Source organism: Rathayibacter sp. AY1A7, assembly GCF_002930845.1.
Lineage (GTDB): Bacteria > Actinomycetota > Actinomycetes > Actinomycetales > Microbacteriaceae > Rathayibacter.
Genome location: NZ_PSTL01000011.1, coordinates 1 through 18,655, shown reverse-complemented (window position 1 = coordinate 18,655; position 18,655 = coordinate 1). Strand labels below are relative to the sequence as shown.

Here is an 18,655-nt window from a genome sequence, read left to right as displayed (position 1 = left end):
CGGACGGGGCGCCAGGGGCCGTCCCGCTCGCGGACCCGACCTCCTCGGCCCGCCCCGATCCTGCGAGCGGCAGGACGACGGCAGCCGCTCCTCGCCGTTCCGCCGGGGTCGCGATCGCATCGACGCGAGATTTGCCCGACGCCGTCACCGGCCCACAGCCGCCACCCCGCCCGCCGAGCTCACCGGTCCGCACCGCCACAGAGAGAACCCGGTGACCGCGGAGGCGTGCTCCCCCGACTCCGTCGCCGCCGGCCCCCACTCCTGCAGCTCGGTGCACCCGTCCGCCACTGCGGCCTTCCGCACCGACTCGGTCGGCGGAGCGGAGTTCTTCAGCACCAGCAGAGGCGTGCGTCCTGCCGCGATCATCCGGGTGACGTCCTGCTCGGTGAAGACCCGCGCCTGGCCGGAGTAGCCGCCGTCGGTGAGCACGCTCGCGCCGGTCGCCGTGATGATCGGCGCCGAGATCGCCCAGGAGTCGGTGAGGAACAGGGGCGCGCCGTCCACCCCGCCGCCGGCGGCACGAGCGGCGGCGACCAGGCCGGTCTCGTCGGCGGTCATCGAGTCGTGCCCGCCGACCGCGTCCGGCGACGAGACCGCGAACGGAGCCGAGGTCTCGGCCCGCTGCGGGAAGCGCAGGCCGACGAGCGCGTCCCCGCCCGACCCGTCGAGGGACGCGTCGAGCACCTGCAGGCTGAACGCGACCGGCCCGGCCAGGATCACGACCGCTGCCGCGAGCGCGACGGGACGACGGCGAGCCGCTCCCCTCCGGCTCCCGACCGCTCGCTCCACCGCACCGCCCCTCCGTCGCCGCGCCGCCACCGCGACCACGACGAGCCCTGCTCCGGCGAGCGCCGCGAACGGCAGGCCCAGCACCGCGGGCAGCTGCCCGCCCACGGCGAGCACCGCGCTCCACGCCGTCTGCGCGACGAGGAGGAGCGGCAGCACCAGCCGCGCGACGACCCGGGTCGACGCGAGCAGCCGCACCGCCTCCGCCCAGCCCAGCGCCGCGAGGAGCGCCAGCTGCACTCCGATCGCCGCGACGTAGGCGGTGTGCGGCACCGTCGCCACCGAGAGCACCGCCGCGGCCGTCGCCAGCCACACCGCGGTCAGGACCAGGAGGGCGAACGGACCGCGGGTGCTCCCCCGCCGCGGCCACCAGCGCACCGCCCCCAGGATCAGCCCCGCGAGCGCCGCGGGGTACAGCCAGCCCACCTGGGTCGCGTACTGCGCGAGCAGAAGCTTCACCGGCGACGATCCCGCCGCTCCGCCCATCGCCGCGACGTGGGCGGACGCGACGACGGCGCCGGGCACCGCTCCCGGGATCAGCCGGTCGAGCCCGTTGAACCCGAACACCATCGCGAAGACGTCGTTCCCCGTCGACCCGTCGATGTAGGGCCGGTCCCCTGCCGGCACCGCCTGCATCGCGACCATCCACGCCACCGAGGCGCCCACCGCGACGGCCAGGAGCCCGCCCGCCCAGGCGAGCGCTTTGCGCCACCCGCGCACCCCGACGAGAGTCGCCACTACGAGGGCGGGCAGGACGAACCAGGCCTGCATCATCTTCGCCTGAAAGCCGATCCCGATGAACGCTCCGGCCAACAGGAGAGGCCACCACCGCTCCGTCAGCACCGCGCGCTGCCACCACATCAGCGCGACGGCGAGCGCTGCCGTCAGCAGGCCGTCCTCCATCGGGTGCCCGAACATCGACACGAAGATCGGCGTGCTCGCCGCCGCGGCCGCCGCGACCAGCCCGAGCCCCCGGCCGCCCCATCGGAGCCCGACGACCGAGCACGCCGCGACGGTGATCAGCCCCTCGAGCAGCTGCGGCAGCGCGATCGACGACGTCGACATCCCGAACAGCCGGATGCTCAGCGCCTGCGGCACCGCGAACCCCGCCAGCTTGTCCAGCGTCACCGTGGCGGCGGGATCGAAGGCTCCGAACGCCAGCGCGTGCCACGACTCCGACATCGACCGCGCCGCCGCCTCGTAGAAGACGGCGTCCCCGCCCCGGGCGAGATTCCACCCGGTGAGCACCGCCGACCCGATCAGGATCGCCAGGAGGGTGAGCCGCGCCCACCAGGGTTCGCGCCACCAGCGGGCGAGCGGAGCGGAGTGGGTCACGTCCACCGACGCTAGGGAGCCGGCCTGCCGCCGCCCTTGCGGGCGGTCGGGGAGACGCCGTGCATGCCGCTCCGGCCTCTCAGTCCGGACGCCGCCGGCACGGCCGACGACCAGGAAGGGTGCCGTGCCGCCCCGGTCACCCTCTAGGGTGCGGACATGCCCCGCTCCATGGCCGACCTCTCCTTCCGCCGCGCCCAGTGGGAGCAGCGCTACGCACCGCACGTGGCTCCCGTGAACCGCTGGGTCGACGAGCTGCGGAACCCCTACGGACGCGGCTGGCTGCCCTACGTCGCGCCCCTGCACGGCGGAGTGGAGGCGCGCGTCCTCAGCGTCCTCCGCGATCCCGGCCCCGCCACTCAGGACGGCATCGGAAGCGGCTTCCTCTGCACCGAGAACGACGACCCGACGGCGGAGCTCATGGCCGGGCTGATGGACGAGGTGGGCCTCGCCCCCCCCGACCTGCTGCCGTGGAACGCCTACCCCTGGTACATCAACCAGGCCCCGAACGCCGAGCAGCTCGACGCCGGCGTCGAGACCGTCCTGCATCTGCTCGCGCTCGCCCCCGACGTCGAGGTGGTCCTCCTGCAGGGCGGCGACGCCGATCACGGCTGGCGGCGCCTCCTCAGGCGGCACCCGGCGATCGAGCGCGAGCGCGGCCTCACGGTGATCCGCACCTTCCATCCGTCGCGACAGGCACTCTGGGCACGAGATCCCGCCGAGCGGGAGGCGCGCTCCGCGCGACGTCGCGAGGCCTTCGCCGAGGTCGCCGCAGCGCTCCGGTGAGCGGCCCGCAGCCTCACGACGAGGCCCGGAAACGACGGAAGCCCTGACGACGACCAGTGGCCTCATCAGGGCTTTCCGTCGGGCTGACAGGATTTGAACCTGCGACCCCTTGACCCCCAGTCAAGTGCGCTACCAAGCTGCGCCACAGCCCGTGGCAGACCGGGCCGAGGCCCGGGCAACTCGACTACCTTAGCGGATGCCGACGCCGGAAGTGAAAACGAGCGGGCCCCGTAGACTCGCTGCGCGGAACGCGTCGGCACGGGTCGACGCGCCGTCGGCACCTCGGGAGGCGTCAGCAGTGGATGCGCGGCAGAAGCGATCACAGGTGGCCCTGCACCGGGCCATCATCGAACTCGCGACCGGCCGCGACGTCGCCACCCTCACCGTCTCCGAGATCACGGATCTCGCCGGCGTGAACCGCTCCACCTTCTACGCCCACGCCTCCTCCGCCGCAGAACTGCTCTGCGCCGCCCTGCGTGACGAGCTCGACGCGATCCGCGAGGGCTACCTCCAGCAGCTCCGGAGCGGCGCCGCGACCGACGCGAGCATCCGCGAGGGCACCTCCCGCGTCCTCGGCCACCTGGACGGCCACCGCGACCTCTACCTCCGCGCCTTCGACGCCCCAGGCGGCGACTCGGGCCTCCGCGCGATGCTAGCGGGGCACTTCCGCACCGCCGTCTCCGCGACGCTCGACACCGGGATCCTCGACGTGCCGACCTCGGACGCACCGCTCGGGTTCCTCGAGGACGCGACGGCCTCGTTCCTCGCGGCGGGCTCCGTCGGCCTGATGGAGCAGTGGCTCCGCCTGCCCGCGCCCCGCGATCCCGGCAGCTACCTCGCCGCCTACCGACGGCTCCTGCCGCCGTGGTGGCCCTTCGCCACCGGCGACTGACCGGCCTCCCGGCCCTGCCGACGCCCGCTCGGAGAGACGACCGCCCGGTTTGAGGGAAGCCGCTGTGTAGGCGGCAGCGCCGCGCCGCCCGTCACTCCCGCTCGCGACGAGGCCGACCTGCTCGATCGAGACGATCGGAGCGGCATCCGCCCCCTCGACTCGACGACCTATCCTCCCGGAGACGCGGACGGCCCGCGGGAGGAGCTCCCACGGGCCGGACACGGTGCGGCTGCGCTCAGCGCGCGCGCTTCTCGCGGACGCGCATGTTGACGTTCACCGGCGAACCCTGGAAGCCGTAGATCTCGCGCAGGCGGCGTGCGATGTAGCGGCGGTAGCCGGGGTCGAGGAACCCGGTGGTGAAGAGGACGAATGTCGGCGGGCGCGACGAGGCCTGCGTGCCGAAGAGCACGCGGGGCTGCTTGCCTCCGCGGAGGGGGTGCGGGTGCGCCGCGGTGAGCTCGGCGAGGAACGCGTTGAACTTGCCCGTCGGGATGCGCGTGTCCCACGACTCGAGGGCGAGCTCGAGCGCCGGCACGAGCTTCTCGAGGTGGCGGCCGGTGCGGGCCGAGATGTTGACGCGGGGCGCCCACGCCACGTGGGCGAGGTCGGTCTCGATCTCGCGCTCGAGGTAGCGGCGGCGCTCGTCGTCGAGGAGGTCCCACTTGTTGAAGGCGAGCACGAGCGCCCGGCCCGACTCCAGCACCAGGTCGATGATGCGGACGTCCTGCTCCGAGATCGGCTGCGAGACGTCGAGGACGACGACGGCGACCTCGGCCTTCTCGAGCGCCGTCGAGGTGCGCAGCGACGCGTAGAAGTCGGCGCCCTGCTGGAGGTGCACGCGGCGGCGGATGCCCGCGGTGTCGACGAAGCGCCAGACCTTGCCGGCGATCTCGACCTGCTCGTCGACCGGGTCGCGCGTGGTGCCGGCGAGCTCGTTGACGACGACCCGCTCCTCCCCCGCGGCCTTGTTGAGCAGGCTGGACTTGCCGACGTTCGGGCGGCCGAGAATTGCGACGCGGCGCGGTCCGCCGACCTCGCGCTTGGCGACGGCCGACTCCAGAGGGAGCTTCTCGAGCACCGCGTCGAGAAGGTCGGCGACGCCGCGGCCGTGGACGGCGGAGACGGGGCGGGGCTCGCCCAGGCCGAGCGACCACAGCGATGCGGCGTTCGGCTCCTGGCGGGCGTCGTCCACCTTGTTGGCGGCGAGGAAGACCGGCTTCTTCGTCTTGCGCAGCAGCTTCACGACGTGCTCGTCGGTCGCGGTCGCGCCGACGTTCGCGTCGACGACGAAGATGACGGCGTCGGCGAGGTCGATGGCGATCTCGGCCTGCATGGCGACGGAGGCGTCGATGCCGCGGGCGTCGGGCTCCCAGCCGCCGGTGTCGACGATGGTGAACGCCCGGTCGATCCACTCCGCCTTGTAGGACACGCGGTCGCGCGTGACGCCCGGGGTGTCCTCGACGACGGCCTCGCGGCGGCCGAGGATGCGGTTCACCAGCGCGGACTTGCCGACGTTGGGGCGGCCCACGATCGCCACGACCGGGAGGGCGGGGAGGTAGCGGACCTCGTCCGAGTCCTCCCCGGCGAACTCGAGGAGGTCGAGGTCCTCCTCGTCGAGGTCGTAGTCCTCGAGTCCGCTGCGGAGCGCCTGCGCGCGTGAGGAGGCGAGCTGCTCGTCGAGGTCGCCGAGGCGCTCGACGAGGTCGTCGTCTCCGAAGTTCAGCTCGTCGTCACCGACGTGCGTGTCCTGTGCCATGACCGGCCCTTGCTCTCGAAGTTCGGACCTCGGCGACGACCGCGTCGACGGTCTGCTCGAAGTCGAGATGAGTGGAGTCGAGAAGAGTGACTCCTTCTGCGGCGTTCATGAAGTCGACCACCTGCGAGTCGGCGCGGTCCCTCGACCGCAGCGCCTGACCCGTCGCCTCGGCGGATTCCGTGGTGACCTCGCGCGAACGCCTGGCCATTCTAGCCTCTTCGCTCGCCGTCAGCAGGATCCGGACCGGAGCGGTCGGTGCGACGACCGTCGTGATGTCGCGGCCCTCGACGATGATGCCCTCCCGACGCGTCTCGCCGATGATCCTCCGGAACAGCAGGGTGATCCTCCGACGGACCTCGGGGACCTTCGCCACGGCCGAGACGCGCGCGGTCACCCGGGGCTCGCGGATGGCGGCGGTCACCTCGGTCGGACCGACCCACACCGAGTACGACTCGGGGTCGGTGCCGATGGAGTAGTCGAAGCCGTCGAGCGCGTCGACGATCGCGTCCTGGTCCTCGAAGTCGAGGTCGCGGTCGAGCCCGTGCCAGGCGAGCGCGCGGTAGGCCGCTCCCGTGTCGAGGAACTCGAAGTCGAGGCGGCGGGCGGCAGCCCTCGACACGCTGGACTTGCCGCTGCCGGCCGGGCCGTCGATGGCGACCACGACGGCCTCGCCGAAGTCGCCCTGCTCGGCGGCCTCGGAGCGCGCCTCGCGCTCGGGAGCCGCGCCCCCGTCCTCCGGGATGCTCTGCTGTGCCCGGCGGGCGGGCGTCATCCTGTTCAGGCCGCCCTCCTGCCTGTTCTGCTCGGTGCTCATCCGGCGATCCTCCAGCCGCGTATGGTCAGTTCTTCGGTCAGCGGCGCGACCGCTTCGGGCACCACCGAGATCTCGGCGAGACCCACTCGGCGCCCCTGCGCGTGCTCGAGGCGCACGTCCTCGAGATTGACGCCCGCCTCGCCGATCTCCACCAGGAGCCGCGCGAGGGTTCCGGGAGAGTCGTCGACGAGGACGATCAGGGTCGAGAAGCGCTGGTCCTGGCCGTGCTTGCCGGGCAGGCGCGCCACTCCGGCGTTGCCCGCGGCCAGGTGCTCGGCGAGCACGCGGCGCGAGCCGGGCGCCTCGAGGTCGCGGAGCGCGTCGGCGACCGCGGCGACGTCGTCGCGGAAGGCGTCGAGCACCGCGACGACGTGCTCGCGGTTCGCGGCCAGGATCTGCATCCAGAGCTCGGGGGCCGAGGCCGCCAGGCGCGAGACGTCGCGGACGCCCTGCCCGGCGAGGCGGAGCGCCGCGTTCGGGGCGTCGAGGAGGCGCTGGCCGAGCAGTGACGAGATCACCTGCGGGGCGTGCGAGACGAGGCCGACCGAGAGGTCGTGCTCCTCCGGGTCCATCTCGACGATGGTGCCGCCGAGGTCGAGAGCGAGGCCCTCCACCCGTGCGAGCGCGTCGGGCGCGGTCTCGCCGTCGCGGCAGATCACCCAGGGTCTGCCGACGAAGAGGTCTCCCCGCGCGGCGACCGGTCCGCCGCGCTCGCGGCCGGCCATCGGGTGCGAGCCGATGTAGCGGGCGAGGTCGACGCCGCGGGAGCGCAGCTCGCGCAGCGGCTGGGTCTTGACGCTCGCCACGTCGGTGACGACGGCTCCGGGGTGCGCCGCGAGCTCGCGCTCGACGACGCTCGCGGTGACGTCAGGGGGGACGCAGACGACGACGACGGAGGGTCGGTCGTCGGCGGAGGCGGCGCGGCCGGCCCCGTAGTCGATGGCGAGGGAGAGGCTCGCGGGCGAGGCGTCGTCGAGGACGACGTCGATCCCGCGGGAGGCGAGGCCGAGGCCGATGGAGGCGCCGAGCAGTCCGGAGCCGACCACCCGCACCGTCCCGGTCGTCCGCATCGCGGGCGGCGCGGGGTGCAGGAGCTCGTTCACCCCGACAGCCTAGCGATCGGCGCGGCGCTGCTTGTCGGCGCCGGACCGGCGCGGAGGACCGTCGCTCCGCCCGCCGCCGGCGGAGGAGCCGCCGCGATCGGACGACCGTCCCGCCGAGCCGCCGCGGTCGGACGACCGTCCGGACGATCCGCCGCGATCCGAGGATCGCCCGGCCGAGCCGCGCTCCGCCGGGGCGACGCGCTCGCCGCTGTCAGGCCGGGGCCGCCGCGCACCCGCGCTCGCCTTCTTCGAGGGGACCGCGGGAGCGGCCGCCACCGCCTCGCCGCCCTGCCGCGCGATCGTGAGCAGCGCGCCCAGCTCCTCCCGGGTCAGGTCGCGCAGATCGCCCGAGCGCAGGGTGCCCAGGTGCAGCGGCCCGAACTGGCGCCGGACGAGCTCGATCACCGGGTGGCCGACCGCCGCCATCATCCGGCGGACGACCCGGTTGCGACCGGAGTGCAGGGTGATCTCGACGAGCGAGGCGTTCGAGCGGCCCTCCGGCCGGCCGAGGAGACGCGCCTTGTCGGCGGCCACCGGTCCGTCGTCGAGCTCGATCCCGGAGGTCAGCGTCGCGATCGTCTGCGGGAGGACCTGCCCGTGCACCTTCGCGATGTAGGTCTTCGTCACTCCGAACGACGGGTGCGCGAGGACGTGGGCGAGCTCGCCGTCGTTGGTCAGCACCAGCAGTCCCGAGGTCTCGGCGTCGAGGCGCCCGACGTTGAACAGCCGCTCCTCGAAGTTCTTCGTGTAGAGGCTGAGGTCGGTGCGTCCGTTCTCGTCCGCCAGCGAGCTGACGACGCCGATCGGCTTGTTGAGCATGACGTAGCGGCGCGAGGTGTCCAGCTGCACCGCGACCCCGTCGACCTCGATCCGGTCGGTCGCCGGATCGATGCGGCGGCCGAGCTCGTCCGCCACCTCGCCGTTGACGCGGATCCGCCGCGCCACGATCATCTCCTCGACCACTCGTCGGGAGGCGACCCCCGCTGCCGCGAGGACCTTCTGCAGTCGTTCGCCGTCGGGGCCGCTGTCAGGCGCGCTCATCGAATCCGTCTCTTCCGTCGCTCAGTAGGGGGGAGATCTTCGGCAGCTCGTCGAGCGAGGTGAGGCCGAGGTGCACGAGCAGCTGCTCGGTGGTGCCGTAGAGGACCGCGCCCGTCTCGGGGTCGTGGCCGACCTCCGCGATGAGGCCGCGGCCGAGGAGGGTGCGCGCGACGGAGTCGACGTTGACCGCGCGGATCTGCGCGACCTGACCGCGCGAGACCGGCTGCTTGTAGGCGATCACGGCGAGCGTCTCGAGCGCCGCCTGCGAGAGCCGCGTCGGGTTCTGCGTCAGGACGAAGTCCTTGACCACCGGGTCGTACTCGCGGCGCACGTAGATCCGCCAGCCGGCACCGACCTCGCGCAGCTCGAAGCCCCGGCGGATCGCCCCGTCGGCGCCGTCGTAGTCGGCTACCAGGCGCTCGATCGACTGGCGGACCACGGCGATCGGCCTCGACAGCGCGGTCGCGAGGGAGGCGAGCGGCTGCGGCTCGTCCGCGACCATCAGGATCGCCTCGATCGCCCGGTCGATCTCGAACGCGACGGTCCCGGGGCCGGCGTCAGGAGTCATAGTCGGCTCCGAGCGCGGCGAGGCTCGCATCGCTCCACTGCTCGGCGACCCAGCGCAGCGTGAGCTCGCCGAGCGGCTCCGGCTGGTCGAACGAGATCGCGGCGTGCCGGTAGAGCTCGAGCACGGCCAGGAAGCGCGCGACGATCACGCCCTTCTCGTCGGCGTCCGCGATCAGCTCGCCGAACGTGGCCCTCCCGCGGGCGCGCAGCATCGCTACGACGTGCGCGGCCTGCTCCCGGATGCTGATCTGCGGGGCGTGCAGGTGGTCCAGGCCCACCGTCGGCAGCTCGCGCGGAGCGAGGGCGACGGTCGCGAGGGCGGCGAAGTCGGCGGGCGACAGGGTCCAGACGAGCTCCGGCTTCGCGGACCGGTACTCCTCCTCCAGAGGCACGTCGCGCACGTGGCGGGCGGTCTCGATCGCGATCCGCTCCCCGAACCACGACGACACCTGCTTGAAGGCCCGGTACTGCAGGAGCCGGGCGAACAGCAGGTCTCGCGCCTCCAGCAGCGCCGCGTCCTCGGCGTCCACGAGCTCGCCCTGGGGCAGGAGTCCGGCGATCTTCAGGTCGAGGAGCGTCGCGGCGACGACGAGGAACTCCGACGCGCGATCCAGCCCCTCGAGCGAGTCGATCCCGTGCAGGTACGAGAGGAACTCGTCCGTCACGGCGCTCAGCGCGATCTCGGTGATGTCGACCTGCTGCTTCGCGATGAGGCTCAGCAGGAGGTCGAACGGACCCTCGAAGTTGGTCAGCGCGAGGTGGAACCCGATGGGAGCGGCGCGCTCCTCGAGGAGGACCTCAGGCGACCGCGCCACGCGAGATCAGCTCCCTGGCGAGCTTGCGGTACGCCTTCGCGGCGTTGTGCTCGGGCGCGAACTGGGTGATCGGGACGCCGGACACGCTGGCGTCCGGGAACTTCACCGTGCGGCCGATCACCGTCTCGAGCACGCTGTCGCCGAAGGCGTCGACCACCCGGTCGAGCACCTCCCGCGAGTGCAGGGTGCGGGAGTCGTACATCGTGGGCAGGATGCCGTCGAGCTCGATCACCGGGTTGAGCCGGTCGCGGACCTTGTCGATCGTCTCGATCAGCAGGGCGACGCCGCGCAGCGCGAAGAACTCGCACTCGAGCGGGATGAGGACGCCGTGGCTCGCGGTGAGCGCATTGACCGTGAGCAGGCCCAGCGAGGGCTGGCAGTCGATCAGGATGACGTCGTAATCCGCGCTCACCTTGCGGAGCACCCGGGCGAGGATCTGCTCGCGCGCGACCTCGTTGACGAGGTGGACCTCGGCGGCGGAGAGGTCGATGTTGGCCGGGATGACGTCCAGGCCCGGCACGCGGGTCCTCCGGATCGCCTCGGCCGGGTCCTTCACGGTGCCGAGGAGCAGGTCGTAGATCGTGATGGCGTCGTAGGTGGTGACCCCGAGGCCGGCCGAGAGGGCGCCCTGCGGGTCGAAGTCGATGGCCAGCACGCGGCGGCCGTACTCGGCGAGGGTCGCGCCCAGGTTGATGGTCGTCGTCGTCTTTCCGACGCCGCCCTTCTGGTTGCAGAGGGAGATGATCCGAGCGGGGCCGTGACCGGTGAGCTCCACCGGCAGCGGGAAGTCGCGCAGGGGGCGGCCGGTCGGGCCGAGCGTCGGGGCTTCGAGACCGGTGAGCTCGGCCTTGTCGTCCGTCTTGCGTGTCACCTGCGTCGTCCTCGCTTCCGTGGCGGCGTGCGCTCCCGCGCGGCCTCCGACGAGTGTACCGGCGCCCCGCTCCCCGGCCGCCGCGCCCCGCCGCGCGGGTCCGCGGCTCTAGCGCCGCGCTCGCGGGTGCGCGGACGTGTAGACGTCCCGGAGCGTGTCCGCCGTCACCAGCGTGTAGATCTGCGTCGTCGCCACCGAGGCGTGCCCGAGGAGCTCCTGCACCACGCGGACGTCTGCGCCGCCCGCGAGCAGGTGGGTCGCGAAGGAGTGCCGGAAGGTGTGCGGCGAGATCTCCCGGTCCAGCCCGGCCTTCTCGGCGACGGCGCGGATGACCAGCCAGGCGCTCTGCCGCGACAGGCGGCTCCCGCGGACCCCCAGGAAGAGCGCCGGCGTCGCACGCCCCCTCCGCGAGAGCTCCGGCCGCGCACGCACGAGGTACTCGTCGACCGCCTCGCGGGCGAAGCGGCCGAGCGGCACCATCCGCTGCTTGGACCCCTTGCCCGTCAGCCGCACCACCTCCGCGGCGACCACGTCGTCGACGTTCAGGTCCACCGCCTCCGAGATGCGCGCGCCCGTCGCGTAGAGCAGCTCCAGCAGGGCCCGGTCCCGCAGGTCCGCGAGCTCCTCGCCGCGCGCCGCGTCGAGCAGTGCCGCCATCTGCTCGACCGTGACCGCCTTCGGCAGGGTCATCGGGATCTTCGGCGGCACCACGTCCCGGGCCACGTCGTCCGCGACGACCCCCTCCTCGAGGGCGAAGCGGTGCAGCCCTCGGACGCTCGAGAGGATCCGTGCGCGCGAGCTCGCCGCGAGCGGCCGCTCCGGGCGTGCGGCCAGCCAGGAGGAGAACTCCCCCACGTCGACCCGTCCGAGCTGCGCCAGATCGACGGTCCCGCGCTCCTCGAGCCAGCCGAGGTAGAGCTCCAGGTCGCGCCGGTAGGCCGCGAGCGTGTGCGCCGAGAGCCCGCGCTCCACGCTCGCCTGCCGGAGGTACGCCTCGGCGCAGGCGCGGGGGCTCACCCCCGGGGGTGGCGGACCCGCGGGTGGCGCGTCCACGGCGAGGACGCGTCGCCCAGTCCGTCCCAGTCGCGCGAGCGGAACGCGTGCGCCGCGAGCACCGCGATCGTCAGCGAGGGGTTCTGCACCCGGCGGGCGAGGACCGCCTCGACCGCCTCGTCCAGCGGCACCCACCGCAGCTCCATGTCGGCCTCCTCCGCCTCGCGGTCGAAGGCGGAGCCTGTGGACGAGAGCCCGCGGGCCAGGTAGATCCGGATGACCTCGTCGCTGCCGCCCGGCGAGGTCGCGAACTCCGAGAGCAGGTCCCAGCGCTCGGCCTGCAGGTCCGTCTCCTCGCCCAGCTCCCGCTGAGCGGCGACCAGCGGATCCTCGCCCTCGACGTCGAGCAGGCCGGCCGGGATCTCCCACTCGCGGGTGCGGACCGGGTGCCGGTACTGCTTGATCAGGGCGACGCGGTCCTCGTCGTCGAGGGCCAGCACCGCGACGGCTCCCGTGTGATCGAGGAACTCCCGGCGCAGCTCGCCGCCGCCGTAGCGGAACGTCTCCGCGCGGACGCCCCAGACCATCCCGTCGAAGACGCGCTCACTGGTCAGGACCTCCGGCTCGACGAGCTCGTCCGACAGCGGCTCACTCATCGGCGCCCGCCTCCGATGCCGGGAAGAGGCGCGAGGCCTCCTGGCGCTCGAGGGCGGCGGTCACGAGGCCGCGGAAGAGCGGGTGCGCGGCGTTCGGGCGCGAGCGGAGCTCCGGGTGCGCCTGCGTGCCCACGTAGTAGGGGTGCTTCTCGCGGGGCAGCTCGACGTACTCCACGAGGTGGCCGTCGGGCGAGAGGCCCGAGAACCAGAGCCCCGCCTCGGCGATCCGGTCGCGGTAGCGGTTGTTGACCTCGTAGCGGTGACGGTGGCGCTCGGCCGCCTCAGGTGCGCCGTACACCTCGGCGACGATCGAGCCCTCGGCGAGCTCGGCCGTGTAGAGGCCGAGGCGCATCGTGCCGCCCATGTCCCCGGACGCGAGGATCTCGACCTGCTCGGCCATCGTCGCGATGACGGGGAACTCCGTCTCCGGGTCGAACTCCGACGACGAGGCCCCCTCGAGGCCGGCCTCGTTGCGGGCGTACTCGATGACCATGCACTGCAGGCCGAGGCAGAGCCCGAGGGTCGGTATCCCGTTCTCCCGCGCGAAGCGCAGCGCGCCGAGCTTGCCCTCGATGCCGCGGATGCCGAAGCCGCCGGGCACGCAGATGCCGTCGAGCTCGGAGAGCGCCTTGGCCGCAGCCTCGGGGTCCTCGAGCCCGTCGGAGGCGATCCAGCGGATGGCGACCTTCGTCTGCTGCGCGAAGCCGCCGGCCCGCAGAGCCTCCGTCACGGAGAGGTAGGCGTCGGGCAGGTCGATGTACTTCCCGACCAGGCCGATGGTGACCTCGTGCTTGGGCTCGTGCACGGCCTCGAGCAGTCGCGACCAGCCGTCCCAGACGACCTCGCCGGCCGGGAGGCCCAGCTGGTCGATGATGTAGGCGTCGAGGCCCTGCTCGTTGAGCATCTGCGGGATCTCGTAGATCGACGCGACGTCCTTGGCGTTGACCACGGCCTGCTCGTCGACGTCGCACATCAGCGCGATCTTGCGCTTGTTCGACTCCGACACGGGCCGGTCGCTCCGCAGCACCAGCGCGTCCGGCTGGATGCCGATCGAGCGCAGCGCCGCGACGGAGTGCTGGGTGGGCTTGGTCTTCTGCTCGCCGGAGGCGCCCATGAAGGGCACCAGCGAGACGTGCACGAAGAAGACGTTGCGGCGGCCGAGCTCGTGGCGGACCTGGCGGGCCGACTCGATGAACGGCTGGCTCTCGATGTCGCCGACGGTGCCGCCGATCTCGGTGATGATGACGTCCGGCTGCGGGTCGTCCTCCGACTGGAGGCGCATGCGCCGCTTGATCTCGTCCGTGATGTGCGGGATGACCTGGACCGTGTCGCCGAGGTACTCGCCGGCGCGCTCCCGCGCGATGACCCGCGAGTAGATCTGGCCGGTCGTGACGTTCGCGGCCTGGTTCAGGTTGATGTCGAGGAAGCGCTCGTAGTGGCCGATGTCGAGATCGGTCTCGGCGCCGTCGTCGGTCACGAAGACCTCGCCGTGCTGGAACGGGTTCATCGTCCCCGGGTCCACGTTGAGGTACGGGTCGAGCTTCTGCATGACGACGCGCAGCCCGCGCGCGGTCAGCAGGTTGCCCAGGCTCGCGGCCGTGAGTCCCTTGCCGAGCGAGGATACGACACCGCCGGTGACGAAGATGTGCTTCGTGATCTTCGAGGGGGCGTCCTGCCCGGCCGTCGAAGCGTTCCGGGTCGAGGACCCGGAGGAGCCCTCGGGATCCGAGGGAGAAGAAGAGGAAAGGCCCGCGTTCGTAAAGTCCACCACGGGGTTCCACCGTAACAGCAGAACGGCGGCGGCGGACCGCCCGGGACGGATCGATGTCGTCCCGGGCCGCTCGCGATCAGCCCCGTCGGCTCGATTCGAGGAGCTCCCGCGCATGAGCGAGAGCGTTGGCGGAGTCGGTGAGCCCCGAGAGCAGGCGCGCCATCTCGGACACCCGCTCCTCGGAGTCGAGCTGCGTCACGGCGCTCGAGGTCACCGCGCCGTCCGAGCCCTTCTCGACGCGGAGGTGGTTCGTGGCGAATGCGGCGACCTGCGCGAGGTGGGTCACCACGATGACCTGCGACGTCTCGGCGAGCCGCGCGAGCCGTCGGCCGATCTCGATCGCCGCTGCTCCGCCGACCCCCGCGTCGACCTCGTCGAAGACGAACGTCGGCACCGGGTCGTTGGCGGCGACCACGACCTCGATCGCGAGCATCACCCTCGAGAGCTCGCCGCCCGAGGCTCCGCGGGCGAGGGGCCGGGGTGCGGCCCCGGTGTGCGGCTGGAGCAGCATCTCGACGGAGTCGCGCCCGTGGACGCTCGGCTCCCCCGCGGCCGTCACCTTCACGTGCAGGCGCGCATCCGCCATGGCCAGCGCGGTGAGCTCGTCGCTGACCCGCTCCCCCAGCTCGGCGGCCGCCGCGGTCCGCAGCTCGGTCAGCCGGGTCGCGAGGCGGTCGACGAGGTCCGCGTCGGCCGCGGTGTCGGCCTCGAGAGCCGCGATCCTCTCGTCGTCGCCGTCGAGCTCGAGCAGGCGGAGTCCGGAGGAGTCCACCAGGTCGAGCACGTCGTCCAGCGTCGGTCCGTAGGTGCGGGCGAGCAGGGACAGCTCCGCCCGCCGGTTCTCGATCAGCTCCAAGTCGTGCGCGCCGTCGAGGTCGAGCTCCGCCAGGTACGAGGAGAGCCCGCCGGCGGCGTCGACGAGGAGCACCGCCGCCTCGCCGAGCGTCTGGACCGTCGGCTGCAGGGCGGCGTCGTGCTCGGCCGCCCGCTCCAGCACGCGCCGCGCCGTCTCGAGGAGCCCGAGCGCGTCCCGCCCGTCCAGCTCCTCGGACGAGATCGCCTCGCGGGCCTCGCCGGCGGCGAGCCGGAGCTGCTCGATGCTCCCGAGCCGGGCGGACTGCGCCGCGAGCTCGACGTCCTCCCCGCGCTGGGGGGCGACCACCTCGATCTCGGCGAGGGCCGAGCGGAGCCGTTCGGCTTCGCGGGCGCGCGTCTCCCGGGCCTCGGTGAGCGAGTCGAGCTCCTCCCGGTTGGCCCGCCAGCGCTCGAAGGCGCTCGCGTAGTCGCGGAGGGCGTCGGCGAGACCGGGTCCGCCGAACCGGTCGAGCGCCTCGCGCTGCGCCGCGGCGGAGCGGAGGCGGATCTGGTCCGACTGCCCGTGCACGACGACCAGCTGATCGGCGAGCTCGCTCAGCACGCTGACCGGTGCGCTCCGGCCGCCGACGACGGCTCGCCCGCGTCCCTCCGCCGACACCGAGCGCGCGAGGAGCAGCTCCGGGCCGTCGAGATCGCCGCCGGCGTCGTGGACCCGCTCGGCGACCGGGCCCTGCTCTGGGACCAGCCAGCGCCCCGACACCCAGGCCTGCTTCGCTCCCGAGCGCACCGCGGACGCGTCAGAGCGCGCGCCCAGCACGAGGCCGAGCGCCGTGACCACCATCGTCTTGCCGGCGCCGGTCTCGCCGGTGACCGCGGTGAAGCCCGGTCCGAGCGGGAGAGTCGCCTCGGCGATCACTCCGAGGTCGCGGATCTGCAGCTCTTCGAGCATCGGGCCTTACTCCGTCTCCGCCGACCCCCGCCATCCGCGGATGGGGAGACCGAACTTGTGCACGAGTCGATCGGTGAAGGGGGCGTCGTGCAGGCGCGCGAAGCGCACCGGCACGGGCGAGCGCCGGTAGACGACGCGCGCTCCCGGCGGCAGCTCGTAGGCGCGCCGGCCGTCGGCCCAGAGGACGCCGACGCCGTCGGTCCTCTCCTTGACCTCGACGGCGAGGCTCGACGACGGGCCCACGACGAGGGGCCGCGCGAAGAGGGCATGGGCACTGAGCGGAACGAGGAGCATCGCCTCGACGGTCGGCCACACGACGGGGCCGCCCCCGGAGAAGGCGTAAGCGGTGGAACCGGTCGGAGTGGACACGACGATGCCGTCGCAGCCGAAGCTCGACAGCGGACGTCCGTCGACGCCCACCATGACCTCGAGCATCCGCTCGCGGCTGCCCTTCTCGACGGTCGCCTCGTTGAGCGCCCAGGTCTCGTAGACGACGGCCTCATCGATCTTGACGCGCACCTGCAGGGTCATCCGCTCCTCGACCGCGTAGTCGCCGTCGAGCGCACGGGCGACGGCATCGTCGAGATCGTCCCGCTCGCTCTCCGCGAGGAACCCGACGTGGCCGAGGTTCACGCCGAGCAGAGGGGCCGTCCCAGACCGGACGATCTCCGCTGCGCGGAGGATGGTCCCGTCCCCGCCGAGCACGAACACGAGCTCGATGAACTCGAGCGGCACGTCGGACCCGAGCACGGCGACGTCGCTCAGATCCGGAGCGACCGCGACGATGTCGCCCTTGTCGTCGGCGCAGAGGACGGGGTGGGCGCCGGAGTTCCGGAGTCGCTCGACGACGAGGACCGCCGCATCGAGGGAGTCCGTCCGTCCGGTGTGGGCGACGACGAGGATGTTGCGCTCGTCACGAGGGGACTGCATCGAGGGGGTGTCCTTCTGGTCGGTCGACAGCGGCGGACACGATCGCGTCATCCGGTGGTGAGCGCGGTGACCGCGTCCCTCCATTGTGTCGGAATCGTTCCGCGGTCGCGGTGGAGGTGCGCCAGATACTCGCGATTCCCAGCGCCCCCCGGGAGTGGCGACTCGGCCAGCCCGACGACGCCGAGCCCCAGGTCCCACGCCGACCACAGGACGTCCGAGAGGGCCTCGCGACGCAGCTCCGGATCCCGGACGATCCCCTCCCGCACCCCCAAGCGGCCGACCTCGAACTGCGGCTTCACCAGCACCACGAAGTCGGCGAGCGGATCCACGGAGGCGGCGACGGGAGGCAGAACCATCCGCAGGGAGATGAAGGACACGTCGGACACGACCAGGTCCGGGACGATCTCGGTCCTGGCGGCTTCGGCGAGCCGGGCGGCGGTGAGATCCCGCGCATTGAACCCCTCCACCACGTGGACGCGATCGTCGGACCGGATCCGGGGAGCGAGCTGCGCGTGCCCGACGTCGAGGGCGATCACCGAGGCGGCGCCGCGCTCGAGCAGGACCTGCGAGAACCCGCCCGTCGACGCCCCGACGTCGAGAGCGTTCCGGCCCGCGACTCGCACCGTCACGAAGGTGTCGAGGGCGGCGAGCAGCTTGTGGGCGGCCCGGCTGACGTAGTGGTCAAGGCCGGCGACCGCGACGTCCTGATCGTCGCGCACGCGGATCGAGGGCTTCAGTGCAGGGACACCGTCCACCGTCACCAGACCATCGGCGATCATCCGAGCGGCATGGGTGCGGGACCGGGCGATGCCCCGCTCGGCGAGAGCCGAGTCGAGTCGCGAGTCGTCGGTCATCGGTCGCGGTCCGCGTTCTCGAGTCGGATGCGCAGCTGCTCCTGCAGCTGGACGTATCCGGCTGCCCTCTCGTTGAGCGGAGTCTGCTCGATCCGGAGGAGCTCGTCTGACAGGACGTGTTCCTCCACGACGTCGAAGCCGTTCTGGAGCGGCCTCGATTCCGGAGAGGGCGTCGGGTCGTGCTGAGTCATCGCTGCTCCTCGTTCCGGAGTCGGGCGACGACGGTCATCGTCGCTCCGGCCGGTCCTGTTCGTCCTCGAACAGAGACCGACCGGTTAAACAGCGATGGCCACCCATTTCTGGGTGGCCATCGTGAATGGTGTCCGGCGGTGTCCTACTCTCCCACAGGGTCCCCCCTGCAGTACCATCGGCGCTGAGAGTCTTAGCTTCCGGGTTCGGAATGTGACCGGGCGTTTCCCTCTCGCTATGGCCGCCGTAACCCTGGCGACACACACACCCGAAGGCACATGGTCAAATCTGGGTTACACGCCGTGCGTGTATTCAATTGTTCCGCTCCTCCCGAAGGAGGATGCGGGGTGCCCGTCTTCTGGGAACCACAAAGTGGACGCAAGCAATCTCTGACCACTCCTACCAGCCTTTACAACGGTATGAGTGTAGTGATTATCAAGTTATCGGCTTATTAGTACCGGTCAGCTCCGACAGTCTTTAGTCCTGTCTTCCACATCCGGCCTATCAACCCAGTCGTCTGGCTGGGAGCCTCTCCCCCGAAGGGATGGAAATCTCATCTCGAAGCCGGCTTCCCGCTTAGATGCTTTCAGCGGTTATCCGTTCCGAACGTAGCTAATCAGCGGTGCTCCTGGCGGAACAACTGACACACCAGAGGTTCGTCCATCCCGGTCCTCTCGTACTAGGGATAGATCTTCTCAAATTTCCTGCGCGCGCAGCGGATAGGGACCGAACTG

16 protein-coding genes, 1 tRNA gene, 2 rRNA genes and 1 pseudogene are annotated in these 18,655 nt (G+C 72.2%); 2 read left to right on the top strand and 18 right to left on the bottom strand.

The window, feature by feature from the left end; genetic code table 11:
- Positions 1-144 precede the first annotated feature (144 nt).
- Positions 145-2,121: a glycosyltransferase family 39 protein gene (locus C5B95_RS10085; protein WP_104349108.1), complete on the bottom strand. Its 1,977-nt coding sequence runs from the start codon at positions 2,119-2,121 to the stop codon at positions 145-147.
- Between the two features lie 156 nt (positions 2,122-2,277).
- On the opposite strand from C5B95_RS10085, the gene C5B95_RS17905 reads away from it, so the two are divergent.
- The gene (locus C5B95_RS17905) at positions 2,278-2,904 is read left to right on the top strand and encodes a uracil-DNA glycosylase (RefSeq protein WP_104349077.1); all 627 of its coding nucleotides are present in this window, start codon (positions 2,278-2,280) and stop codon (positions 2,902-2,904) included.
- Between the two features lie 78 nt (positions 2,905-2,982).
- Here the strand turns inward: C5B95_RS17905 and C5B95_RS10075 are convergent.
- Positions 2,983-3,056, bottom strand: a tRNA-Pro gene (locus C5B95_RS10075).
- Positions 3,057-3,229: 173 nt separating this feature from the next.
- Here C5B95_RS10075 and C5B95_RS10070 point away from each other — a divergent pair.
- Positions 3,230-3,796, top strand: a complete 567-nt coding sequence (locus C5B95_RS10070; RefSeq protein ID WP_104349076.1) for a TetR/AcrR family transcriptional regulator — start codon at positions 3,230-3,232, stop codon at positions 3,794-3,796.
- A 235-nt stretch (positions 3,797-4,031) separates the two neighbouring features.
- Here C5B95_RS10070 and der read toward each other — a convergent pair whose 3' ends face one another.
- The 16 genes and pseudogenes from der to C5B95_RS09990 form a co-directional block, all read right to left on the bottom strand.
- Positions 4,032-5,552: a ribosome biogenesis GTPase Der gene (der, locus tag C5B95_RS10065; protein WP_104222506.1), complete on the bottom strand. Its 1,521-nt coding sequence runs from the start codon at positions 5,550-5,552 to the stop codon at positions 4,032-4,034.
- Positions 5,527-6,366 carry a (d)CMP kinase gene (gene cmk / locus C5B95_RS10060; protein WP_258059936.1) on the bottom strand — a complete coding sequence of 280 codons (840 nt, stop codon included), beginning with the start codon at positions 6,364-6,366 and terminating at the stop codon, positions 5,527-5,529. Before cmk ends, der begins: the two co-directional genes overlap by 26 nt.
- On the bottom strand, positions 6,363-7,436 hold the full coding sequence (locus C5B95_RS10055) for a prephenate dehydrogenase (RefSeq protein WP_104222605.1): 1,074 nt from the start codon (positions 7,434-7,436) through the stop codon (positions 6,363-6,365). The genes cmk and C5B95_RS10055 overlap by 4 nt, the downstream gene beginning before the upstream one ends.
- A 303-nt stretch (positions 7,437-7,739) precedes the next feature.
- A pseudogene (locus C5B95_RS10050) lies at positions 7,740-8,510 on the bottom strand (pseudouridine synthase); the annotation flags it as partial.
- On the bottom strand, positions 8,497-9,078 hold the full coding sequence (gene scpB, locus C5B95_RS10045) for an SMC-Scp complex subunit ScpB (protein WP_104238575.1): 582 nt from the start codon (positions 9,076-9,078) through the stop codon (positions 8,497-8,499). The gene scpB and the pseudogene C5B95_RS10050, both read right to left, overlap by 14 nt.
- Positions 9,068-9,892 (bottom strand): ScpA family protein, encoded by an 825-nt coding sequence (locus C5B95_RS10040; protein WP_104349075.1) that lies wholly within the window; start codon positions 9,890-9,892, stop codon positions 9,068-9,070. Before C5B95_RS10040 ends, scpB begins: the two co-directional genes overlap by 11 nt.
- Entirely contained in the window at positions 9,876-10,763 is an 888-nt protein-coding gene (locus C5B95_RS10035) for a ParA family protein (RefSeq protein WP_104222502.1), read from the bottom strand. The genes C5B95_RS10040 and C5B95_RS10035 overlap by 17 nt, the downstream gene beginning before the upstream one ends.
- A gap of 108 nt (positions 10,764-10,871) precedes the next feature.
- On the bottom strand, positions 10,872-11,780 hold the full coding sequence (gene xerD / locus C5B95_RS10030) for a site-specific tyrosine recombinase XerD (RefSeq protein ID WP_104238573.1): 909 nt from the start codon (positions 11,778-11,780) through the stop codon (positions 10,872-10,874).
- Complete coding sequence (locus C5B95_RS10025; RefSeq protein WP_104233392.1) at positions 11,777-12,412, bottom strand: NUDIX hydrolase; 636 nt, start codon at positions 12,410-12,412, stop codon at positions 11,777-11,779. Before C5B95_RS10025 ends, xerD begins: the two co-directional genes overlap by 4 nt.
- Positions 12,405-14,069, bottom strand: coding sequence for a CTP synthase (locus C5B95_RS10020; protein WP_104222604.1), 1,665 nt, complete (start codon positions 14,067-14,069; stop codon positions 12,405-12,407). Before C5B95_RS10020 ends, C5B95_RS10025 begins: the two co-directional genes overlap by 8 nt.
- 190 nt (positions 14,070-14,259) lie before the next feature.
- Positions 14,260-15,948 (bottom strand): DNA repair protein RecN, encoded by a 1,689-nt coding sequence (recN, locus tag C5B95_RS10015; RefSeq protein ID WP_104250718.1) that lies wholly within the window; start codon positions 15,946-15,948, stop codon positions 14,260-14,262.
- 6 nt (positions 15,949-15,954) lie between these two features.
- Positions 15,955-16,878: an NAD kinase gene (locus C5B95_RS10010; protein ID WP_104267434.1), complete on the bottom strand. Its 924-nt coding sequence runs from the start codon at positions 16,876-16,878 to the stop codon at positions 15,955-15,957.
- 47 nt (positions 16,879-16,925) lie between these two features.
- Positions 16,926-17,732 carry a TlyA family RNA methyltransferase gene (locus C5B95_RS10005; RefSeq protein ID WP_104349074.1) on the bottom strand — a complete coding sequence of 269 codons (807 nt, stop codon included), beginning with the start codon at positions 17,730-17,732 and terminating at the stop codon, positions 16,926-16,928.
- Positions 17,729-17,923: a hypothetical protein gene (locus C5B95_RS10000; protein WP_104283767.1), complete on the bottom strand. Its 195-nt coding sequence runs from the start codon at positions 17,921-17,923 to the stop codon at positions 17,729-17,731. Before C5B95_RS10000 ends, C5B95_RS10005 begins: the two co-directional genes overlap by 4 nt.
- Before the next feature lie 130 nt (positions 17,924-18,053).
- Positions 18,054-18,170, bottom strand: a 5S ribosomal RNA gene (rrf, locus tag C5B95_RS09995).
- 182 nt (positions 18,171-18,352) lie between these two features.
- Positions 18,353-18,655 (bottom strand): 23S ribosomal RNA (locus tag C5B95_RS09990); the annotation flags it as partial.